This window comes from Mesorhizobium sp. M0001, assembly GCF_040324255.1.
Lineage (GTDB): Bacteria > Pseudomonadota > Alphaproteobacteria > Rhizobiales > Rhizobiaceae > Mesorhizobium.
Genome location: NZ_JAMYVS010000002.1, coordinates 365,678 through 391,308 on the forward strand (window position 1 = coordinate 365,678; position 25,631 = coordinate 391,308).

Below are 25,631 nucleotides of genomic sequence, written 5' to 3' on the forward strand. Positions count from 1 at the left end.
TGCGGCGGCTCTAGCGCGTCCTGGCTTTTGTCAGTGCCCGCGAAAAGGCCACAGCAAAACTCTCGCGGGAGTCTGGGTCCAGGAATGATCCGATCGGCACATTCTGTCCTTGTGCTTCCACCGTCATCCTGGTGATGCCGATCTCGGCATGGCGAGCGACGGAAAAGCGCGCCCAGAACGGGTTGAAGCGATGCGCTTCCGACTTTCCCGAGGGCGCCGTCTTGCGGATGTCGAGGCTGGTGCGCGACACCGACACTTCCTCGCGGGCACGGGCGGCGCGATAGTTGGCGCGGAAGGCGACGTAGACGGCGATGACGTCGAGGCCGAAGAAGCCGAACACCGGCCAGGCGCCGCGCGACAGGAAAAACGCCCCGGTCACCACCCAGCCGAACAGCAGCGCGCCCATTAGCACGGCAAAGCCGGTGCGGCCTAGCGAGCGGTGCGGTGTCAGCAGCGCCTGGAAGAATGGCTCGTCGGCCTGAAACGAGGCGTTTGTGTCGCTCATCCCAGGATATTATAGGAAGGGAATGGCCAGCCCCAAGTCCAAAAATCTTTCCCTATCCAAAAGTGAACTGCCGCCCGGGCGGCGCGACGGCTCGAATGCCAAGCCGCGACCGGCGCCGGCGCGGGTCCGTTCGCTCTACAGCGCCGCCGAGGTGCATGAGATCTTCCGGCGGTTTTCGGTGCAGCGGCCCGAGCCGAAGGGCGAGCTCGAGCACGTCAACGCCTTCACGCTGCTGGTGGCCGTGGTGCTGTCGGCGCAGGCGACCGATGCCGGCGTCAACAAGGCGACGCGGGCGTTGTTCAAGGTCGCCGACACACCTGAAAAGATGCTGGCGCTGGGCGGAGCCAGGGTTGGCGAGTACATCCGCACCATCGGACTCTGGCGCAACAAGGCCAAGAATGTCGTGGCGCTCTCGGAGGCGCTGATACGCGATTACGGCGGCGAGGTGCCCAGCGAGCGCGATGAGTTGGTCAAGCTGCCGGGGGTCGGGCGCAAGACCGCCAATGTCGTGCTCAACATGGCGTTCGGCCAGCACACGATGGCGGTCGACACCCATATTTTCCGCATCGGCAACCGCCTCGGCCTGGCGCCAGGCAAGACGCCCGAACAGGTCGAGCAAGGGCTGCTGCGGATCATCCCGGACGAGTATATGCGCCATGCGCATCACTGGCTGATCCTGCATGGCCGCTATGTCTGCAAGGCGCGCAAGCCCGATTGCCCGGCCTGCGTCATCGCCGATCTCTGCAAGGCCGAGGTGAAGACGACAGACGTGCCGGCGCCGCTCGTGGAAATCGCGGCGCCCGGCGTCCCGACAACTAGCTTTCCTCCACGAACACCTCTTCGCGCTTCTTCTTGACCGACGGCAGGAAGACGACGACGAGCACGGCCAGTGCGACGAGCAGCAGGCCGGCGCTGATCGGCCGCGTCACGAAGGTCGAGGGGTCGCCGCGCGACAGGATCATGGCGCGGCGCAGGTTTTCCTCGAGCAGCGGGCCGAGCACGAAGCCGAGCAGCAGGGGTGCGGGTTCGCAACGCAGCTTGGTCAGGATGTAGCCGAGCAGGCCGAAGAATGCGACCGCGTAGAGATCGAAGGCGTTGGTGTTGACGCTGTAAACGCCGATCGAGCAGAACGCCATGATGATCGGGAAGAGCACATAATAGGGGATCGTCAGCAGCTTCACCCATAGCCCGATCAGCGGCAGGTTCAGCACGATCAGCATCAGATTGCCGATCCACATCGAGGCGATGATGCCCCAGAACAGCGCCGGCTGCTCGATCGCGACATTGGGGCCGGGCACGATGCCCTGGATTATCATGGCGCCGATCATCAGCGCCATGACCGGATTGGCCGGAATGCCCAGCGTCAGCATCGGAATGAAGGAGGTCTGGGCGCCGGCATTGTTGGCCGATTCCGGTCCGGCGACGCCGGCGATGGCGCCCTTGCCGAACTCCTCCGGGTGTTTCGACACGCGCTTTTCGACCGTGTAGGAGGCAAAGGCGGCAAGCACCGCGCCGCCGCCGGGCAGGATGCCGAGCGCCGAACCGATGATCGTGCCGCGCACGATGGGTGCTGCCATCGCCTTGAAGTCGTCGCGGGTCGGCATCAGGCCGGAGACTTTTTTGATCATCACCGAGCGCTCGTGCTCGTTTTCGAGATTGCGCAGGATCTCGGCGACGCCGAAGACGCCGACCGCCACCGCCACGAAGTTCAGCCCGTCGGCATATTCGCGGATGCCGAGCGTGAAGCGCGGCGTGCCGGTGTAGATGTCGGTGCCGACAATGCCGAGCAGCAGGCCGAGCACGACCATCGCCAGCGCCTTGACGATCGAGCCATGGGCGAGAGCGATGGACGAGACGAGGCCGACGATCATCAGCGAAAAATATTCGGCCGCGCCGAATTGCAGGGCTATTGCCGTCAGCGGCGGGGCAAAGACGGCGACCAGGAAGGTCGACACCGTGCCGGCGAAGAACGAGCCGATCGCGGCGATCGCCAGAGCCGCCCCGGCGCGACCGTTCCTGGCCATCTGGTAGCCGTCGATGGCGGTCACGGCCGAGGAGGATTCGCCGGGCATGTTGATGAGAATGGCGGTGGTCGAACCGCCATACTGGGCGCCGTAGTAGATGCCGGCCAGCATGATGAGGGACGAGACCGGGTCGCCGATCTGGAAGGTGATCGGCAGCAGCATGGCGATGGTTGCGGTGGCGCCGATGCCGGGCAGGACGCCGATCAGCGTGCCGAGCAGAACGCCGATGAGGCAAAAACCCAGATTGGCCGGCGTGGTGGCCGTCGAAAAGCCGAGTTCGAGGTTCCTGAGGAGGTCCATCTCAGCGCCTCACAATGCCAGCCATTGGGGCAACCAGGGGCCGAAGCGCTGGAATGGCAGCCCGAGCGCGTAGCTGAAGACCAGCACCGAAAACAGCGTCAGGCCGGCCGACAGCAGAAGTGCCGTCAGCGGCTTCATGCGGGCGCTGGCAAAAGAGGCGATCAGCGCCGTCAGGAAGATCGACGGGACGAAGCCGAGGCCGCGCACGGTCATGCCGAAAAAGATCGGCGCCGGCAGGATGAACAGCATGCCGCGCCACGCAATGGGGCCGATCGGCTCGCCCTCGACGCGCACCGCCTGGACGAGGATGATGGCGCCGAGCACGATCAGCACGATCGCCAGCACCAGCGGGAAATAGCCCGGTCCCATGCGGAAGGCGGTGCCGATTTCGAGGCCGAGCGATTGTATCGCGAAAAAGGCGCCGAAAAAGATGAACAGCGCGGCGCACAGGCCGTTTGCCCTGTCGATGGCGAAAGGTTTCATGGCGGTCCTCCCCTGACCCTTGCAACGGGCTTGCCGTTGCAAATGTGAAAACGGACGTCGAAGCGAAAACGGGGCGCCGGCAGCGCCCCGTTCAAGCCTCAGTCGGCGTATTGGCCGGCGGCTTCGATGATCGGCTTCCAGCGCATGATCTCGCCTTCCAGCTTGGCCTTCAGCGCTGCCGGCGTCGCGTCGGCCTCGGACGACGGCTTGGTGCCGAGTTCGGCGAAGCGGGCGATGACGTTGGGGTCCTTCAGCGCGACCTGGAGCGATTTCGACAGTCGGCCGGTGATCTCGGCCGGCGTGCCCTTCGGCGCATAGAGGCCGTGCCAGATGCCGACCTGCACCGCGGGCAGGCCGGCTTCGATGGTCGTCGGCACGTCCTTCAGCACGTCGAGGCGCTCCGGCGTGGTGACGGCATAGGCCTTGATCGTGCCGCCCTGGATCTGCTTGGTGGTGTTGGTGGTCTGGTCGCACATAATGTCGACCTGGCCGCCGAGAAGGTCGGTCATGGCCGGACCGGTGCCCTTGTAGGGCACGGTGACCAGCGGCGTGCCGATGGCGCTCATGAACAGCATGCCGCACAGATGCGAGGCAGCGCCGATGCCGGCATTGGCGACGGTGATGGTGTCCTTGTTGGTCTTGGCGTATTCGACCAGCCCTTTCAGGTCGGCCGGCTCCAGGTCCTTGCGGGCGACGATGGCCATCGGCACCTCGGTGACGAGGCCGACATACTCGAAGGCGTTCAGCGTGTCGTAGGCGAGTTTTCTGTAGAGGGTCGCGCTGGTCGCCATGCCGATGTGATGGAGGAGCAGCGTGTAGCCATCCGGGTCGGCGTTGGCGACGCGGCCGGCGCCCAGCGTGCCGCCGGCGCCGCCGACATTTTCGACGATGATCTGCTGGCCGAGATCCTTCGACATGGCTTCGGCGACGAGCCGCGTAACCGTGTCGGTCGGACCGCCGGCCGCAAACGGCACGACGACGGTGATGGTGCGCTCGGGATAGGTCTGTGCGCTGGCGGTGAACGAATAAAGCGTGACGGCCGCGGCGGCGGCCAGGGCGGCTACAATTTTCCTCATCGTAATTCTCCTCCCAGGATATCAATCTCCGATCGCTGTGCAGGTCAGGCAGCGAGGGTGCAACAAAGGCAAGCTAACAGATTGTCGCCTGACGCAAACTGCAAAATACAGTCGTGCGCAACCATGGCGATCAGTGGGGAGTATGCCCGGAGGAGATGGGTTTGGTGTTGGCGTTGCTTCAATAACCGTAGCCGCGCGCCATCGCCGCCGCGAAGATCGGGATCAGCAGGAAGATGAAGGCTTCGGCGCGCACATAGGTCTTCACCGAGGCGAGTTCCGCAACCGGCACCTGAAAGCCGGGATTTGCACTGGCTTGCCGGTTCCAGGAGATGAAGCGGATGGTCGGGATGATCGACAGCAGGCCAACGATGCCGAATGCCGCCATCTTGGCCCAGAACACCCAGTTGTAGACGTAGAATTCCCAGCCCTTCAGGCCGTAGATGACGCGGCAGATGCCGATGATGATGATCAGCATGGCGATGATGCCATAATGGCGGTCGATGCCGGCAAGCCGCTTGAGCGTGGCGGCGGAGAGGTCGCCGCGGATCAGGACAAATTCGGCGCCGATGATGCCGGCCAGCGACAACACCAGCAGATGATGGAAAATGGCAAGCACGAGATCGGTGGTGTCCATGGCGTTCTCCTCCCATTGGCGGTATCGAGACCGGCCCTTGCCGGACCGGTTGCGAAAGGTAGCATCGTTCGGCAGAATTCCCAGAGGCGGACCTGGGTTGGACCATCGGCGTCGCCATCCTGACAGCTGGGGTTTTCTGAAATGACCGGACTGAAGCGCGCCCTGAACCCGATGCCGGACGACATCCGCATCGCCCTGACCGAAAAAGGACTGACAGCGGCCTACGAGGCGCGGCCGGACTACCAGAAGAACGATTATCTCGGCTGGGTCGCCCGCGCCAAACGCAGCGACACCAGGCAGAAGCGGCTCGACCAGATGCTGGACGAATTGCGGCGCGGTGGGCTCTACATGAAGATGGTCTGGCACGGCTGAAAGTAAGCCGACGCTGTTCGCTTCGACCGCCTGGTCGCGCCAGGCCGTTCGGAAGCTTCCCTGGCTGAATGATGATCCGGCTTGGCCCTTGTCCGGGCGCGCTGGTTTGCTAAGCGCTGACCGTCAACGGAGGCAGAGTTTCATGGGCAGTCCAAAAACAGCCGGCGTCCCGGTTCTCGAAACGGAACGGACCATCATGCGGGCGCACCGGATCGAAGACTTCGACAACTATGCCGTCATGTGGGCCGACCCCGTCACCACCCGTTTCATCGGCGGCAAGCCGCGGACGCGGGAGGAAAGCTGGATGCGGTTCCTGCGGCATGCCGGCCTGTGGTCGCTGCTTGGCTACGGCTTCTGGGCGGTCGAGGACAAGGCCAGCGGTCGCTTCATCGGCGAGGCCGGATTCCACGACCTGAAGCGCGACATCGAGCCGTCGCTCGAGGGCATTCCGGAAGCCGGCTGGGCGCTGGCGCCGCAAGCGCATGGCAAGGGTCTTGCCAGCGAAGTCGTCAGAAGGGCCCTGGCCTGGGGCGACGAAACCTTTGCCGGCGCGAGAACCGTCTGCATCATCGATCCGGAAAACACCGGCTCGTTGAACGTCGCGGCAAAGTGCGGCTACACCAAGGTCCTGGAAACCACTTATCACGATGGGCCGACGATCCTGCTCGAACGGCGGGTGTGAAGCGCTTCATCGACGCAATTTCCACGTTCTGCCAGGGTTGGCTATTCTAATCTAGCTACGCAATTCCTGTGGGAAAACCGCTCACACTTTTCCTGGAATTGCTCTTTGGGGGAGCCGACCATGCGTGCAATCAATGCGATATTTCTGAAGCTTTTCTGGGCGGGGCTGCTGCTCCTGGCGGCCGTGCAACTGGCGGGCGCCGATGCGACGGTGCCGACCGCCGACATCGAGGGCGGTGCCGACAATCATCTGGCCAAGCGCTATGAGGGGTCGTTCATCGTCTCCTACGAAAAATTCGCCTATACCGATTTTACAGTGCCGCTGTCGCCGCTGAAGCCGAGCGCCGATCCGGATGCCCGTGACACGATGAACAACCGTGTGTTCGCGCCGGACAAGAAGGCCGAGGTCGAAGGCGCGCTGACCCGCATCGTCTATGTGCTGCCGGCCGAGCGCTCCCCGCTCGAAGTGCTGCGCAACTACCAGGATGTGATCGCGGCCGCCGGCGGCGAAGTCCTGTTCGAATGCAAGAAGGAAGAGTGCGGCGGCGCCGCCGACCGGTCGTCGAGCGGTGGCGGCGGCGACATGAGCCTGATGATGTATTTCTTCCATGAAAGCGACGTCAAGGACGCGGCCTTTTCCAATGGCGCCTGTGCGGTAACCACCGGTATCAACGACCAGCGCTTCTTCGCTGCCAAGCTGCCGCAGGATGGCGGCGACGCCTATGTCACGGTTCAGGCCTATTCGCTGATCGACGACCTCTACTGCAAGGAACTCAACGGCCGCACCATCGCCGTCGTTCAGGTGCTGGAGCCCAAGGCGCGCGACAAGAAGATGGTGGTGGTCGAAGCGGCCAAGATGGCGGAATCGCTGTCGGCCACCGGCTCCATCTCGCTCTACGGCATCTTCTTCGACACCGACAAGGCCGACATCAAGCCGGAATCGGAACCGACGCTGAAGGAGATCTCGACGCTTCTGACCAACGAGCCCGGCATGGCGGTGATCGTCGTCGGTCATACCGACAACCAGGGCGCCTTCGACTACAATATCGATCTGTCGTCGCGGCGGGCGCAGTCGGTAAAGGCGGCGCTGGTCTCGAAATACGGCATCGATGGCGGCCGGCTGACCGCCGCCGGCGCCGGCATGATGGCGCCTGTCGCCAGCAATGATGACGAAACCGGCCGCGCCAAGAACCGCCGCGTGGTGCTGGTCAAGGCGAACTGAGGCCGATCACGGTTTCAGCGCCGGCTAGGCGCGCTGCCTGCTCCAGCATCGAGGCATCCTCGCCGAAGGCGCGGGTGGCGCGAGCGGCGGCCTCCAGCAGGTCCGGTGTCATGCGGCGCAGGAACGCCGTATCGACGCGTGTCGACGGGCCGGCGAGCGTCAAGGCGCCGAGCAGAACGCGGCCCGGTCCGAACACCGGCACCGAGACGCCCGCCGTCTCAGGGTCGCGGTCGCCGATCGACAGATAGTGGCAGGCCTTGCGGATGGTCTCGTATGGTTCGCCCGGCTGGCCTGAAAACGCTGCCAGCACGCGGCCGCCCGAGCCGGTGAGCAACGGCAGCAGGTCGCCTTCCCGGATCGTGTAGCGGATAGGATGCTTGGATTCGACGCGGTAGAGACAGGTGCGGGCGTCGCCCGAGCGGACATAGAACGCCACGCTTTCCCAACTGCGTTCGGCAAGATCACGCATGATCGGCAGCAGGATGTCGACCGCCACGACCGAGCGCTGGTAAAGCGCGCCAAGCCGAAAGGTGGCGGGTCCGATGCGGTAGCGGCCATCGTCGAGCCGCTCCAGCAACTGCCCGCGCAGCAATGAGTTCGCCAGCCTCAAAATGGTGCTTTTGTAGAGCCCGGTGCGCGCCGCGATCTCGGCCAGGCTGAGCGAGCGGTCGGCGGTCGCGAACGCGTCGAGAATGGCGATCGCGCGGTCGAGCGCGGCAACACCATCGGCCGGCAACGGCTGGGATCGCGCTTCGGTCATCTCACGAACAGTTTCATTCCAGTTTACCTGCCCGGACAAAGGCCGGCCGAAGCGATTGTGCCGCACATCCATGGTTCTGTCTAGTAGAACAGCGTTCCTGTTGACAGAACGTACCGAAATCGGCATGAATTTTTGCCGAGCGGGTCTGTTTTCAGGCTACGTTTCTGGCAGGCACCGGAGGAGGTGTCGTGATTTGGAGGAATCCCATGCTGAACAGACGCAGATTTTTGATGAGCACCGCGGCCGCAGGCGCTGCCGGATTCGTTGCAACGCATTTGACGCCCGCCCTCGGTCAGGATGCACCGCAGATCCAGATCTTCGTGCCGGCCGCGCCCGGCGGCGGCTGGGACCAGACGGGGCGCACCATCGACCAGGTGCTGCGCAGTGAAAAACTGATCTCCGGCTCGCAGATCACCAATGTCGGCGGCGCCGGCGGTACTGTCGGCCTGCCGCAGTTCATCAGCCAGTGGAAGGGCAAGGGCAATTCGCTGATGGTGGCCGGCATGGTCATGGTCGGCGCCATCATCGCCAACAAATCGGCCAACAACCTCTCCGAAGTGACGCCCATCGCTCGCCTCACCGGCGAGTTCGAGGCGCTGGTAGTGCCGGCGGATTCGCCGTTCAAGACGGCCGGCGATTTCGTTGCGGCGCTCAAAGCGGATCCGACCAAGGTTCCGGTGGCCGGCGGCTCGGCCGGCGGCTCCGACCACATCCTGTTCGGGCTGATCGCCAAGACGGTCGGCGTTCCGGCAACCAACCTCTCCTATGTGCCTTTCGCCGGCGGCGGCGAGGCGCTGTCGGCGCTGCTCGGCAACCAGGTGGCGGCCGGCATTTCCGGCTTCGGCGAGTTCTCCGAGCAGGTCAAGGCGGGCGCGCTTCGGCTGTTGGCGATCTCCGCCGACAAGCGCCAGGACGGCATCGACGCACCGACGATGAAGGAAGCCGGCATTGACGTCGAACTGTTCAACTGGCGCGGCGTCTTCGCACCGCCAGGCGTCTCCGACGCCGACAAGGCGGCGATGGTCACGATGATCGAGACCATGGCCAAGAGCGATGCCTGGGCAGCCGAATGCAAGAACCGCAACTGGACGCCCATCCTGCTCACCGGCGACGACTATGCGAAATTCCTCGTCGACGACACCGCCCGCATCACCGCGATCCTCAAGGATCTCGGCCTCGCCTGATGTCTTCAGGGGCGGCCACGGCCGCCCCTTCCGACATTCGCCTGCGGCATGGACATATCATGCGCTGGGAGTGAAACTGCGGATGCGGCCGGCGGGAGGATGCCGGCCATCTCGGGAGGACATCGATGAGCACCAGCGACCAGCAGCCGGCGCCCCCGCGCCTTGCCATGCCCGAATTGTTGATCGGCGTCGGGCTTCTCGCCTGTGCCGCGGCCGTGGCTTGGCAGACCCTGGCGATCCCGGTTTCGCCGCTCTATTCCAAGGTCGGGCCGACCGTCTTTCCCTACATCACCATGACAGGCATGATCGTGCTTTCGCTGCTGCTCATCGTCGCCGCGCTGCGCGGCGGCTGGCAGCCGCAGGAAGAAAAGGAGACGCCGACCGACTGGAAGGCGATGGGCATCGTCGTTGCCGGCCTGGTCGCCAATCTGGTGCTGATCCAGCCGCTCGGCTTCACCGCCGCCTCGGTCATCATGTTCGTGCTCGTCTGTTATGGCTTCGGCAGCAAGCACACGCTGCGCGATGCGCTGACCGGCCTGATCCTGGCGCTTGCCGCCTATTTCGGCTTTGCCAGGGCGCTCGGCGTCAACATTGGCGCCGGCTTCATCGAAAACCAGCTGAACACGGTGATCGACGCGATCATCGCCACTGCGAGGGGCTGACGCCATGGAGACGCTCGGCCATCTCGCCCACGGATTTTCCGTCGCTTTCTCGCCGATGAACCTGCTGTGGTGCCTGGTCGGCACCACGCTCGGCACCGCCATCGGCGTGCTGCCCGGCCTCGGGCCGGCGCTGACCATCGCGCTTCTGTTGCCGATCACCTACCAGGTGGCGCCGGAGGCTTCCTTCATCCTGTTCGCCGGCATCTATTACGGCGCCATGTATGGCGGCTCGACGACCTCGATCCTGCTCAACACGCCGGGCGAAAGCGCCACCATCGTCACCGCGCTGGAAGGCAACAGGATGGCCCGCTCGGGTCGCGGCGGCGCGGCACTGGCGACCTCGGCGATCGGCTCCTTCGTCGCCGGCACCATCGGCACGATGGGCGTCGCCTTCCTGGCGCCGGTGGTGGTGAAGTTCGCGCTCGCCTTCGGGCCGGCCGAATATTTCTCGCTGATGGTGCTTGCCTTCATCACGGTGTCGGCGGTGCTCGGCTCGTCCTCCGTGCGCGGCCTCACCAGCCTGTTCATCGGCTTCGTCATCGGCATGATCGGCGTCGACCTGCAGACGGGACAGCCGCGCTTCACCTTCGGCATGAACGAACTGCTCGATGGCGTCGATGTCATCATTGCCGCGGTCGGCCTGTTTGCCGTCGGCGAGACGCTCTACATGGCCTCGCGCCGCTATGCCGGCAAGGACGAGATCGTGCCGCTCAAGGGCTCGCTCTACATGACCGCGGCCGAATGGGGGCGCTCGTGGAAGCCATGGCTGCGCGGCGCTTTCATCGGCTTCCCGATCGGCGCCATGCCTGCCGGCGGCGCCGAAATCCCGACCTTCCTGTCCTACGCCATCGAAAAGAAGCTGTCGAAGCACAAGGAGGAGTTCGGCACGGTCGGCGCGATCGAGGGCGTTGCCGGACCGGAAGCCGCCAACAATGCGTCTGCCGCCGGCGTGCTGGTGCCGATGCTCACCCTTGGCCTGCCGACCTCGGCGACCGCCGCAATCATGCTGTCGGCCTTCCAGAGCTACGGCATCAATCCGGGACCGCTGCTGTTGACGACGCAGGCCGATCTGGTCTGGGGCCTGATCGCCAGCCTGTTCATCGCCAACGTCATCCTGGTCGTTCTCAACCTGCCGCTGATCGGGCTGTGGGTACGGCTGTTGAAAATCCCGGCGCCGCAGCTCTATGCTGGCATCCTGGTGTTCGCCACCGTCGGCACCTACGGCATCTCGCAATCGCCGATCGACCTCGTCATCCTCTATCTCCTGGGGGCCGCCGGCTTCCTGATGCGGCGCTTCGATTTCCCGACCGCGCCGGTCATCATCGGCATGATCCTGGGGCCGCTTGCCGAAACGCAGTTCCGCCGGGCGATGACGATCTCGAACGGCGACTGGTCGGTGTTCTACACCCACAAGCTGTCGCTGGTGCTGCTGATCCTTGCCTTCATCGGGCTCGCCGGTCCGCATATCTGGGCCTTCATCGAGCATCGGCGCCGGCGCGGACCCGAGCATGTGCCGGGCGATGCCTGAGCGACCTGGAGCATCATGACCGATCTGCTTGCCGGCATCCGCATTCTCGACCTGACCAATGTGCTGGCGGGCCCTTATTGTGCCTACCAGCTGGCGCTGCTCGGCGCCGATGTCATCAAGGTCGAGACGCCGCAAGGCGGCGATCTGGCGCGCCAGCTCGGCGCCTCGCCGGCGCTCAACGAGGCGGGGATGGGCGCGTCGTTCCTGGCGCAGAATGCCGGCAAGCGATCGGTGGTGCTGGATCTCAAAAGCGAAGCCGACCGCGAACGCTTCCTCGATCTCGTCGCCTCCGCCGATGCGCTGGTCGAGAACTTTCGACCGGGCGTGATGGGGCGGCTGGGGCTTGGCTATGAGGCGCTGAAAGCGGTTCGTCCGGGTCTCGTCTATTGCGCCATATCGGGGTTCGGCCAGACCGGGCCGATGCGCGACAATCCGGCCTACGACCAGATCATCCAGGGGCTGTCCGGCATCATGAGCATCACCGGCACGCCGGAGACCGCACCCTTGCGGGTCGGCTATCCCGTCGCCGACACGCTGGGCGGGCTGGTCGGGGCCTTCGCCATCGCCGCGGCGCTGGTCAAGCAGAAGACCTCGGGCGAGGGCGCGTTTCTCGATGTCTCGATGCTCGAATGCACGCTGTCGGCGCTGGGCTGGCCGGTGTCCAACTATCTGACCGCCGGCGTCGAGCCGCAGCCGATGGGCAATGAGAACATGACGGCTGCGCCCTCCGGCGCGTTTCGCACCGGCGACGGCCTGCTCAACATCGCCGCCAACAAGCAGGAGCAGTTCGTCACGCTTTGCCGGCTGATCGGCCAGCCGGAACTGGCCGACGATCCGCGCTTTGCCGAGCGCGAGACGCGCAAGCAGAACCGCGCTGTGCTGAAGGTGCTGATCGAGACGGCCTTGGCGAGCGCCTCGGCCGCAGCCTGGGAGGAAAAATTCAACCGCGCCGGCGTGCCGGCGGGCCGGGTGCTGACGATCCCCCAAGTGCTTGGCGAGCGCCAGGTCGTCGAGCGCGACATGACCACGCGTTTCCAGGGTCTGCCCGGCATGGCGCAGCCGCTGACCGTGGTGCGCGGCGGCTTCATGGTCGATGGCGCGGCACCCTTGCCGGTCCTGCCGCCACCGGTGCTGGGTGAGCATATGGACGAGGTTTTTTCCACCCTGCCGCCGCGCGCCAGGAGAAGCGCGTGAGCGAGAGAAAAACCGGCCGCGAGCGCGGCGAGGAGTGGTGGCAGACCGGCATCATCGAGATGAGCCCCGGCATCATCCGGCTGCGCGGCTATGAAATCCAGGAGCTGATCGGCCGCGTCAGCTTTCCGGCAACGATCTGGCTGATGCTGCGCGGCGAATTGCCGAGCAAGGAGCAGGCGGCGCTGCTCGGCATTGCGCTGGGGGCGGCCGTCGACCACGGGCCGCAGGCGCCGTCGATCGCCATTGCCCGCATGGCCATCACCTGCGGCGTCGGCATCAACAGCGCCATGGCGTCCGCCGTCAACGTGCTGGGTGACGTGCATGGCGGCGCCGGCGAACAGGCGCTGTCCTTCTATGGCGACATTGCCGTGGCACTTGACCAGGGTGTTGCGCTGGACCAAGCCGTAGCCGCACGGCTCGACCGTTTCTTCGCCGAGGAGAAAGGCTATGTGCCGGGATTTGGCCATCGCTTCCACCCGGTCGATCCGCGCGCGCCGCGCCTGATCGCAGTGACGCGCGAGTTTGCCGCGCGCGGCGTCGTCAGCGGACGCTTTGCCGACATCGCCGAGGCCGTCGAATCAGAGGTGGCACGGCGCAAGGGGAAGAAAATACCGCTCAACATCGACGGCGCCACCGCCGTCATCTATGGCGAGCTCGGCTTTCCGCCGCCGTTGACGCGCGGCCTGTTCGTGCTCTCGCGCTCGGTCGGCATCCTGGCGCATGCATGGGAACAGTCGCAGCAAAGCGAGCGCAACAAAGGGCCGCTGCCGCGCGAATGGCTGTGGGCCTATACGGGCACGCCGCTGCGGCCATTTCCAGGGGACCAGGGTCCCGCTGAAGGGGACGAGGGCAAGTGAGGTTGGTCAGGCCGGGTCCGGCACTGCCGGCTGAGGCGGCGCCAGGTTGGCCATCAGCGTCGAGAGATCCGGCTCATCGATGAGCAACGCCGCGTCCTGCGGCTTGAGCCATGCCCGCTGGCGGCTCTTGGCCTCCTGCCAGTTGGCCAGTTCCTCGGACACCTCCAACAGATAGACGACGACGTCGACGCGCACGAAATTGTGCTCCAGCCGTTTCCAATAGGAATAGCTGCCGGCCGGCGCCTTGCGGGTCTTGCCGAGCACGCCGGCTTCTTCGCGCGCCTCGATGGTGGCGGCCTTGCGCCCGCTCTTGCCTTTCATGGGCCAGCCCTTGGGCACGATGAACCGCTTCGTCGCTCGCGACGTCACCAGCATCACTTCGAAATTGCCTGAAACGTCCAGGCGAAAGGGAATGGCGGCGACCTGGCGAATGCGTTCGCCTCGCCTTGCCTTGCGTACCGCCTTTTTCTTGGTCGTCGCCATGTGCTGAAAATCCGGTCGGCGGGCGCACCGCCGCACGCCGCCTGCAAACCCCTGATATGCCCGCGAGGCAATGAGGCATTTTTAGTAAATAAGTCGACTAAGTAAATCGCAAGCGACCGATATCAACGGCAAACACGCACAATCTGGTTGTTGACGATCTGAATCGGACAAGCTTGCCGGACGACGGGCACTTCGGGGCGCGGCTGCGGCACGATCCGACGGTCCTGCTCGCGATATTGCTGCTGCTGTTGCTGGAACTGCTGCCGCTGCAGGCTGTTGCGCAATTGCTGCAGCTGGTTCTGCTGGATCAGCCGGTTGGCGCTGGGATTGACGGACTGAGCCGCAGCAGATTGCATGATGCCGGCGAGCGTTGCCGCCGCCAGCATTGCCGACATGAGAACTGTCGATAGGCGAAGCGTCGACATCAGTTCATTCCCGTACAGATATAACCTCCTCTCTATATAGGGCGTTCGTCTCGATCTGCCATGGGCCGGTCTGCCATGGGCCGATCTGCCACGGGTTGGCGAAATCCCTGAGGAAGCGGCCCGGCCGCACTTGACAGAAAAGATCGATTGACCGCTCTATCGGGCGCGGATCTCGGGCTCAATCGCGGCTGACTCGAGGCACAATCGGGAGCATATTGATGAAAAGCAGGCAAGTATATTTCGCGGCGCTACTGGGCAGCATCTGTATTCTTGGCCCGGTGGCAGTCGCGGCGCAAACCAAGACCGACAAGGCGGCGCCTGCCGCCGCAGCGCCCGCCCCTGCTGCCGGCCCGACATTGCCTGGCGGCGCCTCGGCGCTGTCCGAGACACATGGCGACTGGACGGTCAATTGCCAGGTAACCGGCACGGCCAAGGTTTGCAGCCTGTCGCATCAGCAGTTCAACAAGCAGTCCAACCAGCGCCTGCTGGCGATCGAGCTGTCGAGCAAGAGCGGCGAGGATGCCGCCGGAACGCTGGCGCTGCCGTTCGGCCTGGCGCTCGCCAAAGGCGTCAGCCTGACCATCGACGACCAGAAGCTGGAAGGCAGCCTGCCGTTCAACACCTGCCAGGCCGTCGGCTGCCTGGTGCCGGTGGCGTTCGATGCCAGCGTCACGCCGCTGCTGAAGGCAGCCACCACGCTGAAGATCGACGCCTTCGCGGCCGACACCGGTCAAGCGGTGAGTTTCACCATCCCGCTCAACGGCTTCGGCGGCGCACTGGCACGGACCGCGGAACTCTCGGCGGACTGAGCGGAAAACGTCCGGTCACTCAACCTCGCGTAGCCGGTACCCCACCCCGGTTTCGGTGGTGATGTAGCGCGGCTGGTCGGGCGACTTTTCGATCTTCTGCCGGAGCTGGCGGACATAGACCCTCAGATACTGCACGTCGGTCGAATCGCCCCACACCTGCTTCAGAATGAAATGGTGGGTCAGCACCTTGCCGGCATGCTGCACCATAATGCGCAATATGTCGTACTCCTTGGGGGAGAGCTTTATCTCCTTGCCTTCGACCTTGACGATGCGCTTGACCAGGTCGACCGAGAGATCGCCGGTCTGAAACACCGGCTTCTCGCCCTGCTGCTGGAATTTGTGGCGCAGCGCGACGCGGATTCTGGCGACCAGTTCGTTCATGCCGAACGGCTTGGTGATGTAGTCGTCAGCGCCGAGTTCGAGCGCCGCGACGATGCCGGCTTCGTCGGTGCGGCTGGACAGGATGACCACGGGCACGTCGAGGCCTTCGTCGCGCCATTTGCGCAGGAGATCGAGGCCACCCATGCCGGGCAGGCCGAGGTCGAGCAGGATCAGATCCGGCTTTTGTGCATCGACGAGTTGGATCGCAGCCTTGGCGTTGGGCGCTTCGCTGACCGCATAGCCCTGGCTGCCGAGGCCGACGCGCAGCAGTTTGCGGATCGGCGGCTCGTCGTCGACGACCAGTATGCTGACGTTGGAATTTGTCATGCCGGATCACCAGAGTTTTGCCCGTCGGCGTTCCGTTCGTCCAGGCCGGGCGATCGTGCCGGCTTCGGCATGCGGATGGTGAAGACCGCGCCTTGGCGATCGCTGCGGTTCGCCGCCATGATCGTGCCGCCCATCGCCTCGATGAAGCCCCGGCAGATCGACAGGCCGAGCCCGGTGCCGGCCTGGACCTGATCGCGCTTGCGCACCCGGTAAAAGCTGTCGAAGACGCGCTCCAGGTCGGCGGGCGGAATGCCCGGTCCCTCATCCATGATCTGCAGCGCGACGGAGCCATTGTCGGCCCAGCCCTGCAGCCGGATTGTCGATCCCTGTGGCGCGTATTTCGCGGCATTGTCGAGCAGATTGAACAGCATTTGTTCGAACAGCACGGGATCAAGCTTCAGCATCGGCAGGTCGGCCGGAATATCAACCTCGGTCTTGTGCCCGGCAGTGATCTTGCGTGCCCGCTGCAAGGCCGAGCCAACGACATCGCCGACATAGTGCAGGGCGAAATTCGGTTCCATGGCGCCGGATTCGATCTTGGTCATGTCGAGCAGATTGGCGATGAAGCGGTTCAGCCGTTCGGACTCGTCGAGCACGGTGGTCAGCAGCTCGGCCCGATCGTTCTCGGGCAGTGCCTGCGCAAATTCCCTGAGCGTGCCGGCCGCGCCCATGATGGCCGCCAGCGGCGTCTTCAGATCATGCGAGATCGACGTCAGCAGTGCCGAGCGCAAGCGGTCGGCCTCGGCCGCCAGCCTGGCGCGGTCGACATCGGCGACCAGCTGGATGCGCTCGATGGCAACCGCCGCCTGGTCGGCCAGCGCGTCGAGCAGGCGCTGTTGCTCGGGCGTCAGCAGCGGGCCTTGCTTGTCATTGTCGAGGCCGACGACGCCGACGGCCGCGCGTGCGGTGCGCAAGGGGAGGTAGAGGCGTTTTGCCCCGGGCAGGGTATCGGCGCCACGGCCGGCAGCCCGGTTGTGTTCCCAAGCCCAGCGTGCAGCCGCGATGTCGGCCTCGGCCAGCGTGTCATCGGGGGGATAACCGGCCTTGACGGTGATCGTGCCTTCTTCCGGCAAAAGCAGCACCACGCGCAGCTTCAGCATCGAGGCGATCTGGAAGGCTGTGGCCCACAAAACGTCGTCGAGCGTGCCGGCGCCGGCGAGCTTCTTTGAAAAGAGGTAGATGTCCTCGGTGGCCCGGGCGCGTGAACGGGCGGCGGCTGCCTGACGCTGCACACGCGCCGTCAGATTGCTGGCGATGACGGCAACGACGAGGAAGACGGCGAAGGCAACGATGCTCTCCGGATCGCGGATCGTCATCGTGTAGCGCGGCTCGAGAAAGAAGAAGTTGAAGGCAATGGCGCTGAGGAAACAGGCGTACAGCGCCGGCCACAGGCCAAAGGTCACTGCCGATGTCAGCACCGCCAGCAGCAGCACGCTGGCAAGGTTGCGAACGTCGAGGAACTGATCGAGGACGGCGCTGACGGCAAGCGCGCCGGCGACATAGACGGTCGAGAAAAGATAAGGCCAGATTTGAAATGGCGTCTGCTCGGCCGCCGCCTTGACCCTCGACGTGGCCTCGTTGTCGCGCTCCGTTCCTGAAATGACATGGACGCTGATATCGCCGGCATTGCGGATCAGATCGTAGGTGAGCGAACCCTCGATCAGTTCGCGCCAGCGCGAGCGGGTCGGCCTGCCGACGACGATATGGGTGAAGTTGTTGGCCGTGGCGTGGCGGACGATGTCCTGGGCGACGTTCTGGCCCGGAATGGTCGTCACCTCGGCGCCGAGCTGCTCGGCCAGGCGCAAGAGCGTGGCCAGCTGGTCCTTGTCTTCCTCCGACATGGCGGCCGAACGCGGCGTGTCGACATGCAGCGCCGTCCACGGTGCGCGCAGCCGGTCGGCCAGCCGGCGCGCATAGCGGACACGAGACGCTCCGCCCGGACGCGCATCGACGCAGACGAGCACCCTTTCGCCCGCCGCCCAGGGGCCGGGAATGGCGTGCGACTGCATGTGGTTGAGCAACTGCTCGTCGACGCGCTGGGCGGTGCGGCGCAGCGCCAATTCCCGAAGCGCGGTCAGATTGCCCGGCGAGAAATAGTTTTCGACTGCGCGCTGGGCAGTGTTGGGGAAATAGACCTTTCCCTCTTTCAGCCGCTTGATCAGGTCGTCGGGCGTGAGGTCGATGATCTCGATGTCGTCGGCCTGGTCGATGATGGAGTCCGGGACCGTTTCGCGCACCCTGACGCGGGTGATCTGCGCCACGACGTCATTCAGGCTCTCGACATGCTGGATATTGAGCGTGGTGTAGACGTCGATGCCGCGCGCAAGGATTTCCTGGACGTCGAGATAGCGCTTGGGGTGGCGGCTGCCGGGTGCGTTGGTGTGGGCGAGCTCATCGACGAGCACCAGCGCGGGGCGGCGGGCGAGAATGGCATCGATGTCCATCTCATTCAGCACGCGGTCCTTGTAGTCGACCTTCTGGCGCGGGATGACCTCGTAGCCTTCGACCAGCGCCAGGGTTTCCTTGCGGCCGTGGGTTTCGACGATGCCGATGACCACGTCGATGCCGTCGGCAAGCATGGCGCGGCCGGCCATCAGCATTTCGTAGGTCTTGCCGACACCGGGTGCAGCACCCAGAAATATCCGCAGGCGGCCGCGCTCTTCCCGTTCCGCATGCTCGAGCAGCGCGTCCGGAGAGGGTCTGGTATCGTTGCTTCTGGCGTCCGGCATCAGGCTCGATCATGAACGGCGCCGAGGATCGTGTCGATCCCCGGCCCTGGCTTCAGAGATTGTCTCTCACTGCTTGGTATCGTCCAGTGCCAGGTTGAGCGCCAGCACATTGACGACCGGCTCGCCGAGGAAGCCGAGTTCGCGGCCTTCGACATGGCTGTCGACAAGCGCCTTGACCTTGGCTTCGTCGAAGCCCCTGGCCTTGGCCACCCGAGCGACCTGGAAATAGGCGGCGTCCGGGCTGATAGCGGGGTCGAGGCCGCTGCCGGACGTCGTCACCAGATCCATCGGCACCGGCTGGTTCGGGTTCTCCGCCTTCAGCTTTGCAACATCGCCCTTGATGCGGTCGATCAGCTTGGGGTTGGTTGGACCGAGATTGGAGCCGCTGGACGCTGCGGCGTTGTATCCGTCGCCGGCAGCCGAGGGGCGGCCATGGAAATACTTGTCGTCGGCAAAGCCCTGGCCGATCAGTTCGGAGCCGATGACCGTGCCGTTTTTCTCGATCAAGCTGCCATTGGCCTGGTGCGGAAACAGCGCCTGGGCGATGCCGGTCATGCCCAGGGGATAGATCAGGCCGGTCAAAACGGTGAAAAAGACGATCATGATAACAGCGGGTCTTATCTGAGTGAGCATGGACGTATTTCCTTAAGCGAGGCCGAGGCCGGTGACGATCATGTCGATCGCCTTGATGCCGGCGAACGGAACGATGATGCCGCCGAGGCCGTAGACCAGGAGGTTGCGGCTGAGCAGCGCGCCGGCGCCGATGGCGCGGTATTTGACGCCTTTCAGCGACAGCGGGATCAGAGCGATGATGATCAGCGCGTTGAAGATGATGGCCGACAGGATGGCGCTCTGCGGCGTCGCCAGATGCATGATGTTGAGCGCTTGCAGGGGGCCGATTGTATGTCCCGGCGCAACGTAGAAGACGGCAAACATGGCCGGGATGATGGCGAAGTATTTGGCGACGTCGTTGGCGATCGAGAAGGTCGTTAGCGAGCCGCGCGTCATCAGCAGCGCCTTGCCGATCTCGACGATCTCGATCAGCTTGGTCGGGTCACTATCGAGGTCGATCATGTTGCCGGCCTCGCGGGCGGCAACCGTGCCGGTGTTCATGGCGACGCCGACATCGGCCTGCGCCAAGGCCGGCGCGTCGTTGGTGCCGTCACCGCACATGGCGACCAGCTTGCCCTTGGCCTGTTCGTCGCGGATCAGCTTCAGCTTATCCTCGGGCGTGGCCTGGGCGAGGAAATCGTCGACGCCGGCTTCGGCTGCGATCGCCGCCGCAGTCATCGGATTGTCGCCGGTGATCATCACGGTGCGGATGCCCATTTTGCGCAGTTCGGCAAAGCGCTCGCGGATACCACCCTTGACGATGTCCTTGAGGTGGACGACGCCGAGCAGGCGGCCGTCACGCTCGACGGCCAGCGGCGTGCCGCCCGACTTGGCGATCTCGTCGGCGATCGCCTGGAGATCCTTGACGGTGTCGCTGCCAGGGCGCGTGCCGTGAGTGGCCGATGTCGACTGGCTGACATAGGCGAGAACCGAATCGACGGCGCCCTTGCGCACCGACGAGCCATCGATGTCGACGCCGCTCATCCGGGTCTGCGCGGTGAAGGGCACGAAGCTGGCATGCAAGGTTGCCATGTCACGGGCGCGGATGGCGTATTTCTCCTTGGCCAGCACGACGATCGAGCGTCCCTCAGGCGTCTCGTCGGCGAGCGAGGCGAGCTGCGCGGCATCGGCCAGTTCCTGTTCGGTGACGCCCTTGACCGGGCGGAATTCGGTGGCCTGGCGGTTGCCGAGCGTGATGGTGCCGGTCTTGTCGAGCAAAAGCGTATCGACGTCGCCCGCCGCTTCGACGGCACGGCCGGACATGGCCAGCACGTTGAAGCGCACCAGGCGGTCCATGCCGGCAATGCCGATGGCCGACAGCAGGGCGCCGATGGTGGTCGGGATCAAGGTGACGAACAGCGCGACCAGCACCGTCACCGGGATATAGCCGCCGGAATAGGAGGCAAAGCTCGGGATCGTGGCGGTGGCCAGCACGAAGATCAGCGTCATGCCGACGAGCAGGATGTTGAGCGCGATCTCGTTGGGCGTCTTCTGGCGCGAGGCACCCTCGACCAGCGAGATCATGCGGTCGAGGAAGGTGTGGCCGGAGGCGGCTGATATGCGCACGCGAATCCAGTCGGACAGAACCTGCGTGCCGCCGGTGACCGCGGAACGGTCGCCGCCGGATTCGCGAATGACGGGTGCGGACTCGCCGGTGATTGCCGCCTCGTTGACCGAGGCCACGCCTTCGACCACTTCACCGTCGGACGGGATAATGTCGCCGGCTTCGACCAGCACGATGTCGCCAACCTTCAGGCTGGTGCCGGGCACCAGCTTGAACCTGGAGCGGTCTTCGCCGGCAAGCAGCTTGGCCTGGGTTTCGGTGCGCGCCTTGCGCAGCGAATCGGCCTGCGCCTTGCCGCGGCCTTCGGCGACGGCCTCGGCGAAGTTGGCGAACAGCACGGTGAACCACAGCCAGATGATGATCTGCAGCGTAAAGCCGAAATCGCCGCCGCCGGTGGCGAGATCCTTGACGAACAGGACCGTGGTAAGAAGCGAGACGATGGCGACGACGAACATCACCGGGTTCCTGACCAGCGTGCGGGGGTCGAGTTTCCTGAAGGCGCCGCCGATGGCCGGCCACAGGATGCGGGCATCCATGATGCTCGCGGATTTGGACTGGCTCATTTGGTGGCTCCAGTATCTGAACTGTTGGCCGGCACCGACCGATCGGATGCCGAAAAGAGGGGCGGCGGACCATAGGCCAGCAGCCAGATCACGATCATGACTGCCGCGAGGCCGAGGAAGGTAGATACGCTGGGGAAGGGAGGGGGCGTTTCCTCCCCCTCATTGCCGGCTCGTGGGCCGGCTCGCGGCCGGGCCTTCATGCGTTTTGGGTAGAACCAGGACATGACAAGCCTCAGAATGTCTGGCCGTTGATGGCAGCCAGGTGCTCGACGATCGGTCCGATCGCCAGTGCCGGGAAGAAGGTCAGGCCGACGACGATCAGGATGACGCCGACGAGCAGGCCGACGAACAGCGGGCCGTCGGTCGGGAAGGTGCCGGCGGAAGCCGGAACCGTCTTCTTCGTCGCTAGCGAGCCGGCAATGGCAAGCGCTGGAATGATGACGAAGAAGCGACCCACCCACATGGAGATGCCGAGCGTGATGTTGTACCAGGGCGTGTTGCCGGAAAGGCCGCCAAAGGCCGAGCCGTTGTTGGCCGCCGCCGAAGTGTAGGCATAAAGAACCTCGGAGAAGCCATGCGGACCGCCATTGGCCATCGAGGCGACGGCGCTTGGCAGCACGACCGCTATTGCCGTGAAGACCAGCATGACCAACGGCAGAGCGAGGATGGCGAGCATTGCCATCTTGACCTCCTTGGCCTCGATCTTCTTGCCGAGATATTCGGGCGTGCGGCCAACCATCAGGCCGGCGACGAACACGGTGATGACGATGAACATGACGATGCCGTAGAAGCCGGCGCCGACGCCGCCGACGATGACTTCGCCGAGCTGCATGTTGAGCATCGGGACCAGGCCGCCAAGTGCTGTGAACGAGTCATGCATGGCGTTCACCGCACCGCAGCTCGCAGCCGTGGTGATGACGGCGAATAGTGCCGAAGCGGCAATGCCGAAGCGGCTCTCCTTGCCTTCCATGTTGGCGCCGTCGACGCCCAACGCATGGACCAGCGGATTGCCCGCGGCTTCCGCCCAGTAGCAGATAACGACGCCAGCGATGAACAGCACACCCATCGTGGCCAGGATCGCCCAGCCCTGGCGCTGGTTGCCGACCATGCGGCCGAAGACGTTGGTGAGTGCAGCACCCAGCGCGAAGATCGTCACCATCTGGATCATGTTGGAGATGGCGTCGGGGTTTTCGAAAGGATGCGCGGCATTGGCGTTGAAGAAGCCGCCGCCATTGGTGCCGAGCATCTTGATGGCGACCTGCGAGGCGACCGGCCCAAGGGCGAGCGTCTGCTTGGCGCCCTCCAGCGTGGTGGCGTCGACATAAGGCCCGAGCGTCTGCGGCATGCCGAGCCAGACATAGACAAGGGTGAGCACGATGCTGAGCGGCAGCAGGATGTAGAGCGTGCAGCGGGTCATATCGACCCAGAAATTGCCGATCGATTTGGCCGAGGCGCGGGCGAAGCCGCGGATCAGCGCCACCGCAATGGCAATGCCGACGGCGGCGGACATGAAGTTCTGAACAGTCAGGCCGGCCATCTGCACGAGGTAGGACAACGTGCTTTCGCCGCCGTAATTCTGCCAGTTGGTGTTGGTGACGAAGCTGACGGCAGTGTTGAAGGCGAGATTGGGTTCGACCGATGCCATCCCGGCCGGATTGTAAGGCAGGACGCCCTGCAGGCGTTGCAGAAAGTACAGCACCAGGAAGCTGGCAAGGCTGAAGAAGATGATTCCTGCCGCGTAGGTCGTCCAGTGCTGCTCCTCGCGCTCGCTGGTTCCCGAAATGCGGTAGAGGCCGCGCTCAACGGGCCCGAGTATGGGCGAGAGAAAGGTGCGATCGCCATTGAAGACGCGGTACATGTAGCCGCCGAGCGGCTTCACCAGCAAAACGACGATCCCGCAATAAACCAGGATCTGTATCCATCCGTTGAGTGTCATGGGTTTCCGTGCCTTGCTTCAGAAGCGTTCTGGGCGAACGAGGGCGTATGTCAGGTAGACGAGCAGGAACAAGGTCACGCCGCCACCGAGGATGTAATCGACAAGCATGGTGCGATCCTTCCGCTTAAAGAGCGTCGCAAGCTTTGATGTAGGCGAGGGAAAGACCGAAGAACAAAACCTCGATCCCGATGACGACGATGTCCATTTGTGTTGGTCCTTGCTTCTGCTTGTATTTGGCGCCAGCGACTGGCGAGCCAGAAATTCCATGAGAACGGCCCGCCGTAACTCTGGGGTCACGGCGTCCGCAGCGTTTTGCTCGAGATGGAATATGGACCCGATCGCCATAAAGGTTCGAGACGGGGCCGGGAGGAAAGATATAAAATTCCTATAAAGATTTCCGGGAGATGGCTCCGTTCCGGGCCGCTAGAAACCGACGCCATGATATCGCGACCCCTCTTGCGGCGGCTCCGTCTTTCGAAACAATGGGAACGCAAAACGAGGGAAAAACAGATGCTCGACATGGCACCATCGAAACAGGCGGCGACATGGCTTTGCGCGCTTGCACGGGCGCTGGAAGCTGATGACGCCGAGGCGGCCGCCAACCTGTTCGTCGAGGATTGCTACTGGCGCGATCTGCTGGCTTTCACCTGGAACATCACCACGATGGAAGGCCGCGATGAGATCCGCGACATGCTGCAAGCGACGCTGGCGGAAACGAAGCCCTCACACTGGACGCTGTCCGGCGAGGCGACCTCGGATGAGGGCACCGTCGAGGCCTGGTTCACGTTCGAAACGGCGGTCGCGCGGGGCGAAGGGATTGTGCGCCTTACGGACGGCCGCTGCCGGACCTTGTTCACGGCGGTGCGTGAGCTCAAGGGGTTCGAGGAACAAAAGGGACCGGCGCGGCCGCTTGGTATCCGTCACAAGGCCGATCCGAAGCGCGAAACCTGGGCGGAGGCGCGGGCGCGCGAGACGCGCGACCTCGGCGCCACCGAGCAGCCCTATTGCCTGGTGATCGGCGGCGGGCAGGGCGGCATCATGCTCGGCGCGCGGCTGAGGCAGCTCGGTGTGCCCACCATCATCATCGAGAAAAATGCGCGCCCCGGCGATTCCTGGCGCAACCGTTATCGCTCGCTCGTGCTCCACGATCCGGTCTGGTACGACCATCTGCCCTACATTCCGTTCCCGGAGAACTGGCCGGTGTTCACGCCCAAGGACAAGATGGGCGACTGGCTGGAGATGTACACCAGGGTGATGGAGCTCAACTACTGGGTCGCCACCAAATGCCTCAGCGCCAGCTATGACGAGGCCGAGAAGGTGTGGACTGTGGTGGTCGACCGCGTCGGCCGGCAGATCACGCTGAAGCCGAAGCACATTGTCTTTGCCACCGGCGCCTATGGCCCGCCACGCCAGATCGCGCTGCCCGGCGCCGAGACCTTCAAGGGCGAACTCCTGCATTCCAGCCAGTATGCAAGCGGCGAGAAATTCCGCGGCAGACGTGTCGCTGTCATCGGCGCGGCAAGCTCGGGGCACGATGTCAGCGTCGACCTCTGGGAGAGCGGCGCAGACGTCACCATGATCCAGCGGTCGCCGACGACAGTGGTGAAATCCGACACTCTGATGGAAGTCGGCTTCGAGATCTTCTCGGAAAAGGCTTTGGCGCGCGGCATCAGCACCGACAAGGCCGACCTGATCGTCGCGTCCACGCCGTTCGCGCTTGTACCCAAGGGCCAGCGGGATCTTTACGAGGTGATCAAGGCACGCGACGCAGACTTCTACGACCAGCTACGCGCCGCCGGCTTCGCCATCGATTTCGGCGAGGACGAGACCGGGCTGTTGATGAAGGCCTACCGCACCGGCTCCGGCTACTACATCGATGTCGGCGCCTGCGAACTGATCATCAATGGCGAGATCAAAGTGAAGAGCGGCGTCGGCATCAGTTCATTGACGCCGACCGGCATCCTGTTCGACGACCGCAGCGAGCTGGCCGTCGATGCGATCGTCGCCTGTACCGGCTACCAGTCGATGAACGAGACCGTGGCGGCCATCGTCTCGCGCGAGGTCGCCGACAAGGTAGGGCCATGCTGGGGCCTCGGCTCCGGCGTCAAGGGCGATCCCGGTCCTTGGCAAGGCGAGCTGCGCAACATGTGGAAGCCGACGGCCCAGGACGCGCTGTGGTTCCACGGCGGCAATCTGGCGCTGTCGCGGTTTTACTCGAAATATGTGGCGCTGCAGATCAAGGCGCGGATGGAAGGGATTGCGACGCCGGTGTTTGGGGCGGTGAGTAATTCGGGGTAAGGTTCGACCCCCACTCCGTCGA

Annotated in this window: 25 protein-coding genes; 11 read left to right on the plus strand and 14 right to left on the minus strand. The window is 64.3% G+C overall.

Annotated elements, in window-relative coordinates; all coding sequences use genetic code 11:
* Window positions 1–10: 10 nt before the first annotated feature.
* Complete coding sequence (locus NKK50_RS06745) at window positions 11–505, minus strand: DUF2244 domain-containing protein (protein WP_023700093.1); 495 nt, start codon at window positions 503–505, stop codon at window positions 11–13.
* A 22-nt stretch (window positions 506–527) separates the two neighbouring features.
* On the opposite strand from NKK50_RS06745, the gene nth reads away from it, so the two are divergent.
* A complete protein-coding gene (gene nth / locus NKK50_RS06750) occupies window positions 528–1,361 on the plus strand; it encodes an endonuclease III (RefSeq protein ID WP_023691952.1) in 834 nt (277 codons plus the stop codon).
* On the opposite strand, the gene NKK50_RS06755 is transcribed toward nth, so the two are convergent.
* From NKK50_RS06755 to NKK50_RS06770, 4 genes are all read right to left on the minus strand, one after another.
* Window positions 1,321–2,829, minus strand: a complete 1,509-nt coding sequence (locus tag NKK50_RS06755) for a tripartite tricarboxylate transporter permease (protein ID WP_023683079.1) — start codon at window positions 2,827–2,829, stop codon at window positions 1,321–1,323. The genes nth and NKK50_RS06755 overlap by 41 nt on opposite strands.
* A 9-nt stretch (window positions 2,830–2,838) precedes the next feature.
* Complete coding sequence (locus NKK50_RS06760) at window positions 2,839–3,312, minus strand: tripartite tricarboxylate transporter TctB family protein (RefSeq protein WP_023683080.1); 474 nt, start codon at window positions 3,310–3,312, stop codon at window positions 2,839–2,841.
* Between the two features lie 98 nt (window positions 3,313–3,410).
* Window positions 3,411–4,388, minus strand: coding sequence for a tripartite tricarboxylate transporter substrate-binding protein (locus NKK50_RS06765; RefSeq protein WP_023683081.1), 978 nt, complete (start codon window positions 4,386–4,388; stop codon window positions 3,411–3,413).
* 178 nt (window positions 4,389–4,566) lie between these two features.
* On the minus strand, window positions 4,567–5,022 hold the full coding sequence (locus NKK50_RS06770; protein ID WP_023735112.1) for a DUF2214 family protein: 456 nt from the start codon (window positions 5,020–5,022) through the stop codon (window positions 4,567–4,569).
* Between the two features lie 141 nt (window positions 5,023–5,163).
* On the opposite strand from NKK50_RS06770, the gene NKK50_RS06775 reads away from it, so the two are divergent.
* The 3 genes from NKK50_RS06775 to NKK50_RS06785 all read left to right on the plus strand — a co-directional run bounded on the left by NKK50_RS06775 (window position 5,164) and on the right by NKK50_RS06785 (window position 7,297).
* On the plus strand, window positions 5,164–5,394 hold the full coding sequence (locus NKK50_RS06775; RefSeq protein WP_023683083.1) for a YdeI/OmpD-associated family protein: 231 nt from the start codon (window positions 5,164–5,166) through the stop codon (window positions 5,392–5,394).
* Between the two features lie 142 nt (window positions 5,395–5,536).
* Entirely contained in the window at window positions 5,537–6,076 is a 540-nt protein-coding gene (locus NKK50_RS06780; RefSeq protein WP_023726468.1) for a GNAT family N-acetyltransferase, read from the plus strand.
* Window positions 6,077–6,196: 120 nt separating this feature from the next.
* Window positions 6,197–7,297: an OmpA family protein gene (locus NKK50_RS06785; RefSeq protein ID WP_352543208.1), complete on the plus strand. Its 1,101-nt coding sequence runs from the start codon at window positions 6,197–6,199 to the stop codon at window positions 7,295–7,297.
* Here NKK50_RS06785 and NKK50_RS06790 read toward each other — a convergent pair.
* On the minus strand, window positions 7,284–8,057 hold the full coding sequence (locus NKK50_RS06790; RefSeq protein WP_023683085.1) for an IclR family transcriptional regulator: 774 nt from the start codon (window positions 8,055–8,057) through the stop codon (window positions 7,284–7,286). The two genes, NKK50_RS06785 and NKK50_RS06790, sit on opposite strands and share 14 nt — an antisense overlap.
* 206 nt (window positions 8,058–8,263) lie before the next feature.
* Here NKK50_RS06790 and NKK50_RS06795 point away from each other — a divergent pair, with 206 nt between their 5' ends.
* From NKK50_RS06795 to NKK50_RS06815, 5 genes are all read left to right on the plus strand, one after another.
* A complete protein-coding gene (locus NKK50_RS06795; protein ID WP_023726470.1) occupies window positions 8,264–9,241 on the plus strand; it encodes a Bug family tripartite tricarboxylate transporter substrate binding protein in 978 nt (325 codons plus the stop codon).
* Window positions 9,242–9,366: 125 nt separating this feature from the next.
* Complete coding sequence (locus NKK50_RS06800; protein WP_352543209.1) at window positions 9,367–9,903, plus strand: tripartite tricarboxylate transporter TctB family protein; 537 nt, start codon at window positions 9,367–9,369, stop codon at window positions 9,901–9,903.
* A gap of 4 nt (window positions 9,904–9,907) precedes the next feature.
* Window positions 9,908–11,431, plus strand: a complete 1,524-nt coding sequence (locus NKK50_RS06805) for a tripartite tricarboxylate transporter permease (protein ID WP_023686551.1) — start codon at window positions 9,908–9,910, stop codon at window positions 11,429–11,431.
* 15 nt (window positions 11,432–11,446) lie between these two features.
* The gene (locus NKK50_RS06810) at window positions 11,447–12,625 is read left to right on the plus strand and encodes a CaiB/BaiF CoA transferase family protein (RefSeq protein ID WP_031196007.1); all 1,179 of its coding nucleotides are present in this window, start codon (window positions 11,447–11,449) and stop codon (window positions 12,623–12,625) included.
* The gene (locus NKK50_RS06815) at window positions 12,622–13,482 is read left to right on the plus strand and encodes a citryl-CoA lyase (RefSeq protein WP_352543210.1); all 861 of its coding nucleotides are present in this window, start codon (window positions 12,622–12,624) and stop codon (window positions 13,480–13,482) included. Before NKK50_RS06810 ends, NKK50_RS06815 begins: the two co-directional genes overlap by 4 nt.
* Before the next feature lie 6 nt (window positions 13,483–13,488).
* Here the strand turns inward: NKK50_RS06815 and NKK50_RS06820 are convergent, their stop codons facing one another.
* Window positions 13,489–13,965, minus strand: a complete 477-nt coding sequence (locus tag NKK50_RS06820; RefSeq protein ID WP_023669717.1) for an NUDIX hydrolase — start codon at window positions 13,963–13,965, stop codon at window positions 13,489–13,491.
* Window positions 13,966–14,087: 122 nt separating this feature from the next.
* Window positions 14,088–14,390, minus strand: coding sequence for a hypothetical protein (locus NKK50_RS06825; RefSeq protein WP_023683090.1), 303 nt, complete (start codon window positions 14,388–14,390; stop codon window positions 14,088–14,090).
* Between the two features lie 218 nt (window positions 14,391–14,608).
* Between NKK50_RS06825 and NKK50_RS06830 the strand changes: the two genes are divergently transcribed.
* A complete protein-coding gene (locus NKK50_RS06830) occupies window positions 14,609–15,199 on the plus strand; it encodes an invasion associated locus B family protein (RefSeq protein WP_023669715.1) in 591 nt (196 codons plus the stop codon).
* A gap of 15 nt (window positions 15,200–15,214) precedes the next feature.
* Here the strand turns inward: NKK50_RS06830 and NKK50_RS06835 are convergent, their stop codons facing one another.
* The 6 genes from NKK50_RS06835 to NKK50_RS06860 all read right to left on the minus strand — a co-directional run bounded on the left by NKK50_RS06835 (window position 15,215) and on the right by NKK50_RS06860 (window position 23,419).
* Window positions 15,215–15,907, minus strand: coding sequence for a response regulator transcription factor (locus NKK50_RS06835; protein WP_023833663.1), 693 nt, complete (start codon window positions 15,905–15,907; stop codon window positions 15,215–15,217).
* Window positions 15,904–18,636: a DUF4118 domain-containing protein gene (locus NKK50_RS06840; protein ID WP_352543211.1), complete on the minus strand. Its 2,733-nt coding sequence runs from the start codon at window positions 18,634–18,636 to the stop codon at window positions 15,904–15,906. The genes NKK50_RS06835 and NKK50_RS06840 overlap by 4 nt, the downstream gene beginning before the upstream one ends.
* A gap of 66 nt (window positions 18,637–18,702) precedes the next feature.
* Window positions 18,703–19,269, minus strand: coding sequence for a potassium-transporting ATPase subunit KdpC (gene kdpC, locus NKK50_RS06845; protein WP_023744101.1), 567 nt, complete (start codon window positions 19,267–19,269; stop codon window positions 18,703–18,705).
* A gap of 12 nt (window positions 19,270–19,281) precedes the next feature.
* Complete coding sequence (gene kdpB, locus NKK50_RS06850; RefSeq protein WP_023824613.1) at window positions 19,282–21,375, minus strand: potassium-transporting ATPase subunit KdpB; 2,094 nt, start codon at window positions 21,373–21,375, stop codon at window positions 19,282–19,284.
* A 232-nt stretch (window positions 21,376–21,607) separates the two neighbouring features.
* Window positions 21,608–23,311 carry a potassium-transporting ATPase subunit KdpA gene (gene kdpA / locus NKK50_RS06855; RefSeq protein WP_023699137.1) on the minus strand — a complete coding sequence of 568 codons (1,704 nt, stop codon included), beginning with the start codon at window positions 23,309–23,311 and terminating at the stop codon, window positions 21,608–21,610.
* Between the two features lie 18 nt (window positions 23,312–23,329).
* Window positions 23,330–23,419 carry a K(+)-transporting ATPase subunit F gene (locus tag NKK50_RS06860; RefSeq protein ID WP_023669708.1) on the minus strand — a complete coding sequence of 30 codons (90 nt, stop codon included), beginning with the start codon at window positions 23,417–23,419 and terminating at the stop codon, window positions 23,330–23,332.
* A gap of 402 nt (window positions 23,420–23,821) precedes the next feature.
* On the opposite strand from NKK50_RS06860, the gene NKK50_RS06865 reads away from it, so the two are divergent.
* Window positions 23,822–25,609, plus strand: a complete 1,788-nt coding sequence (locus NKK50_RS06865) for a flavin-containing monooxygenase (RefSeq protein WP_023714112.1) — start codon at window positions 23,822–23,824, stop codon at window positions 25,607–25,609.
* Window positions 25,610–25,631 lie beyond the last annotated feature (22 nt).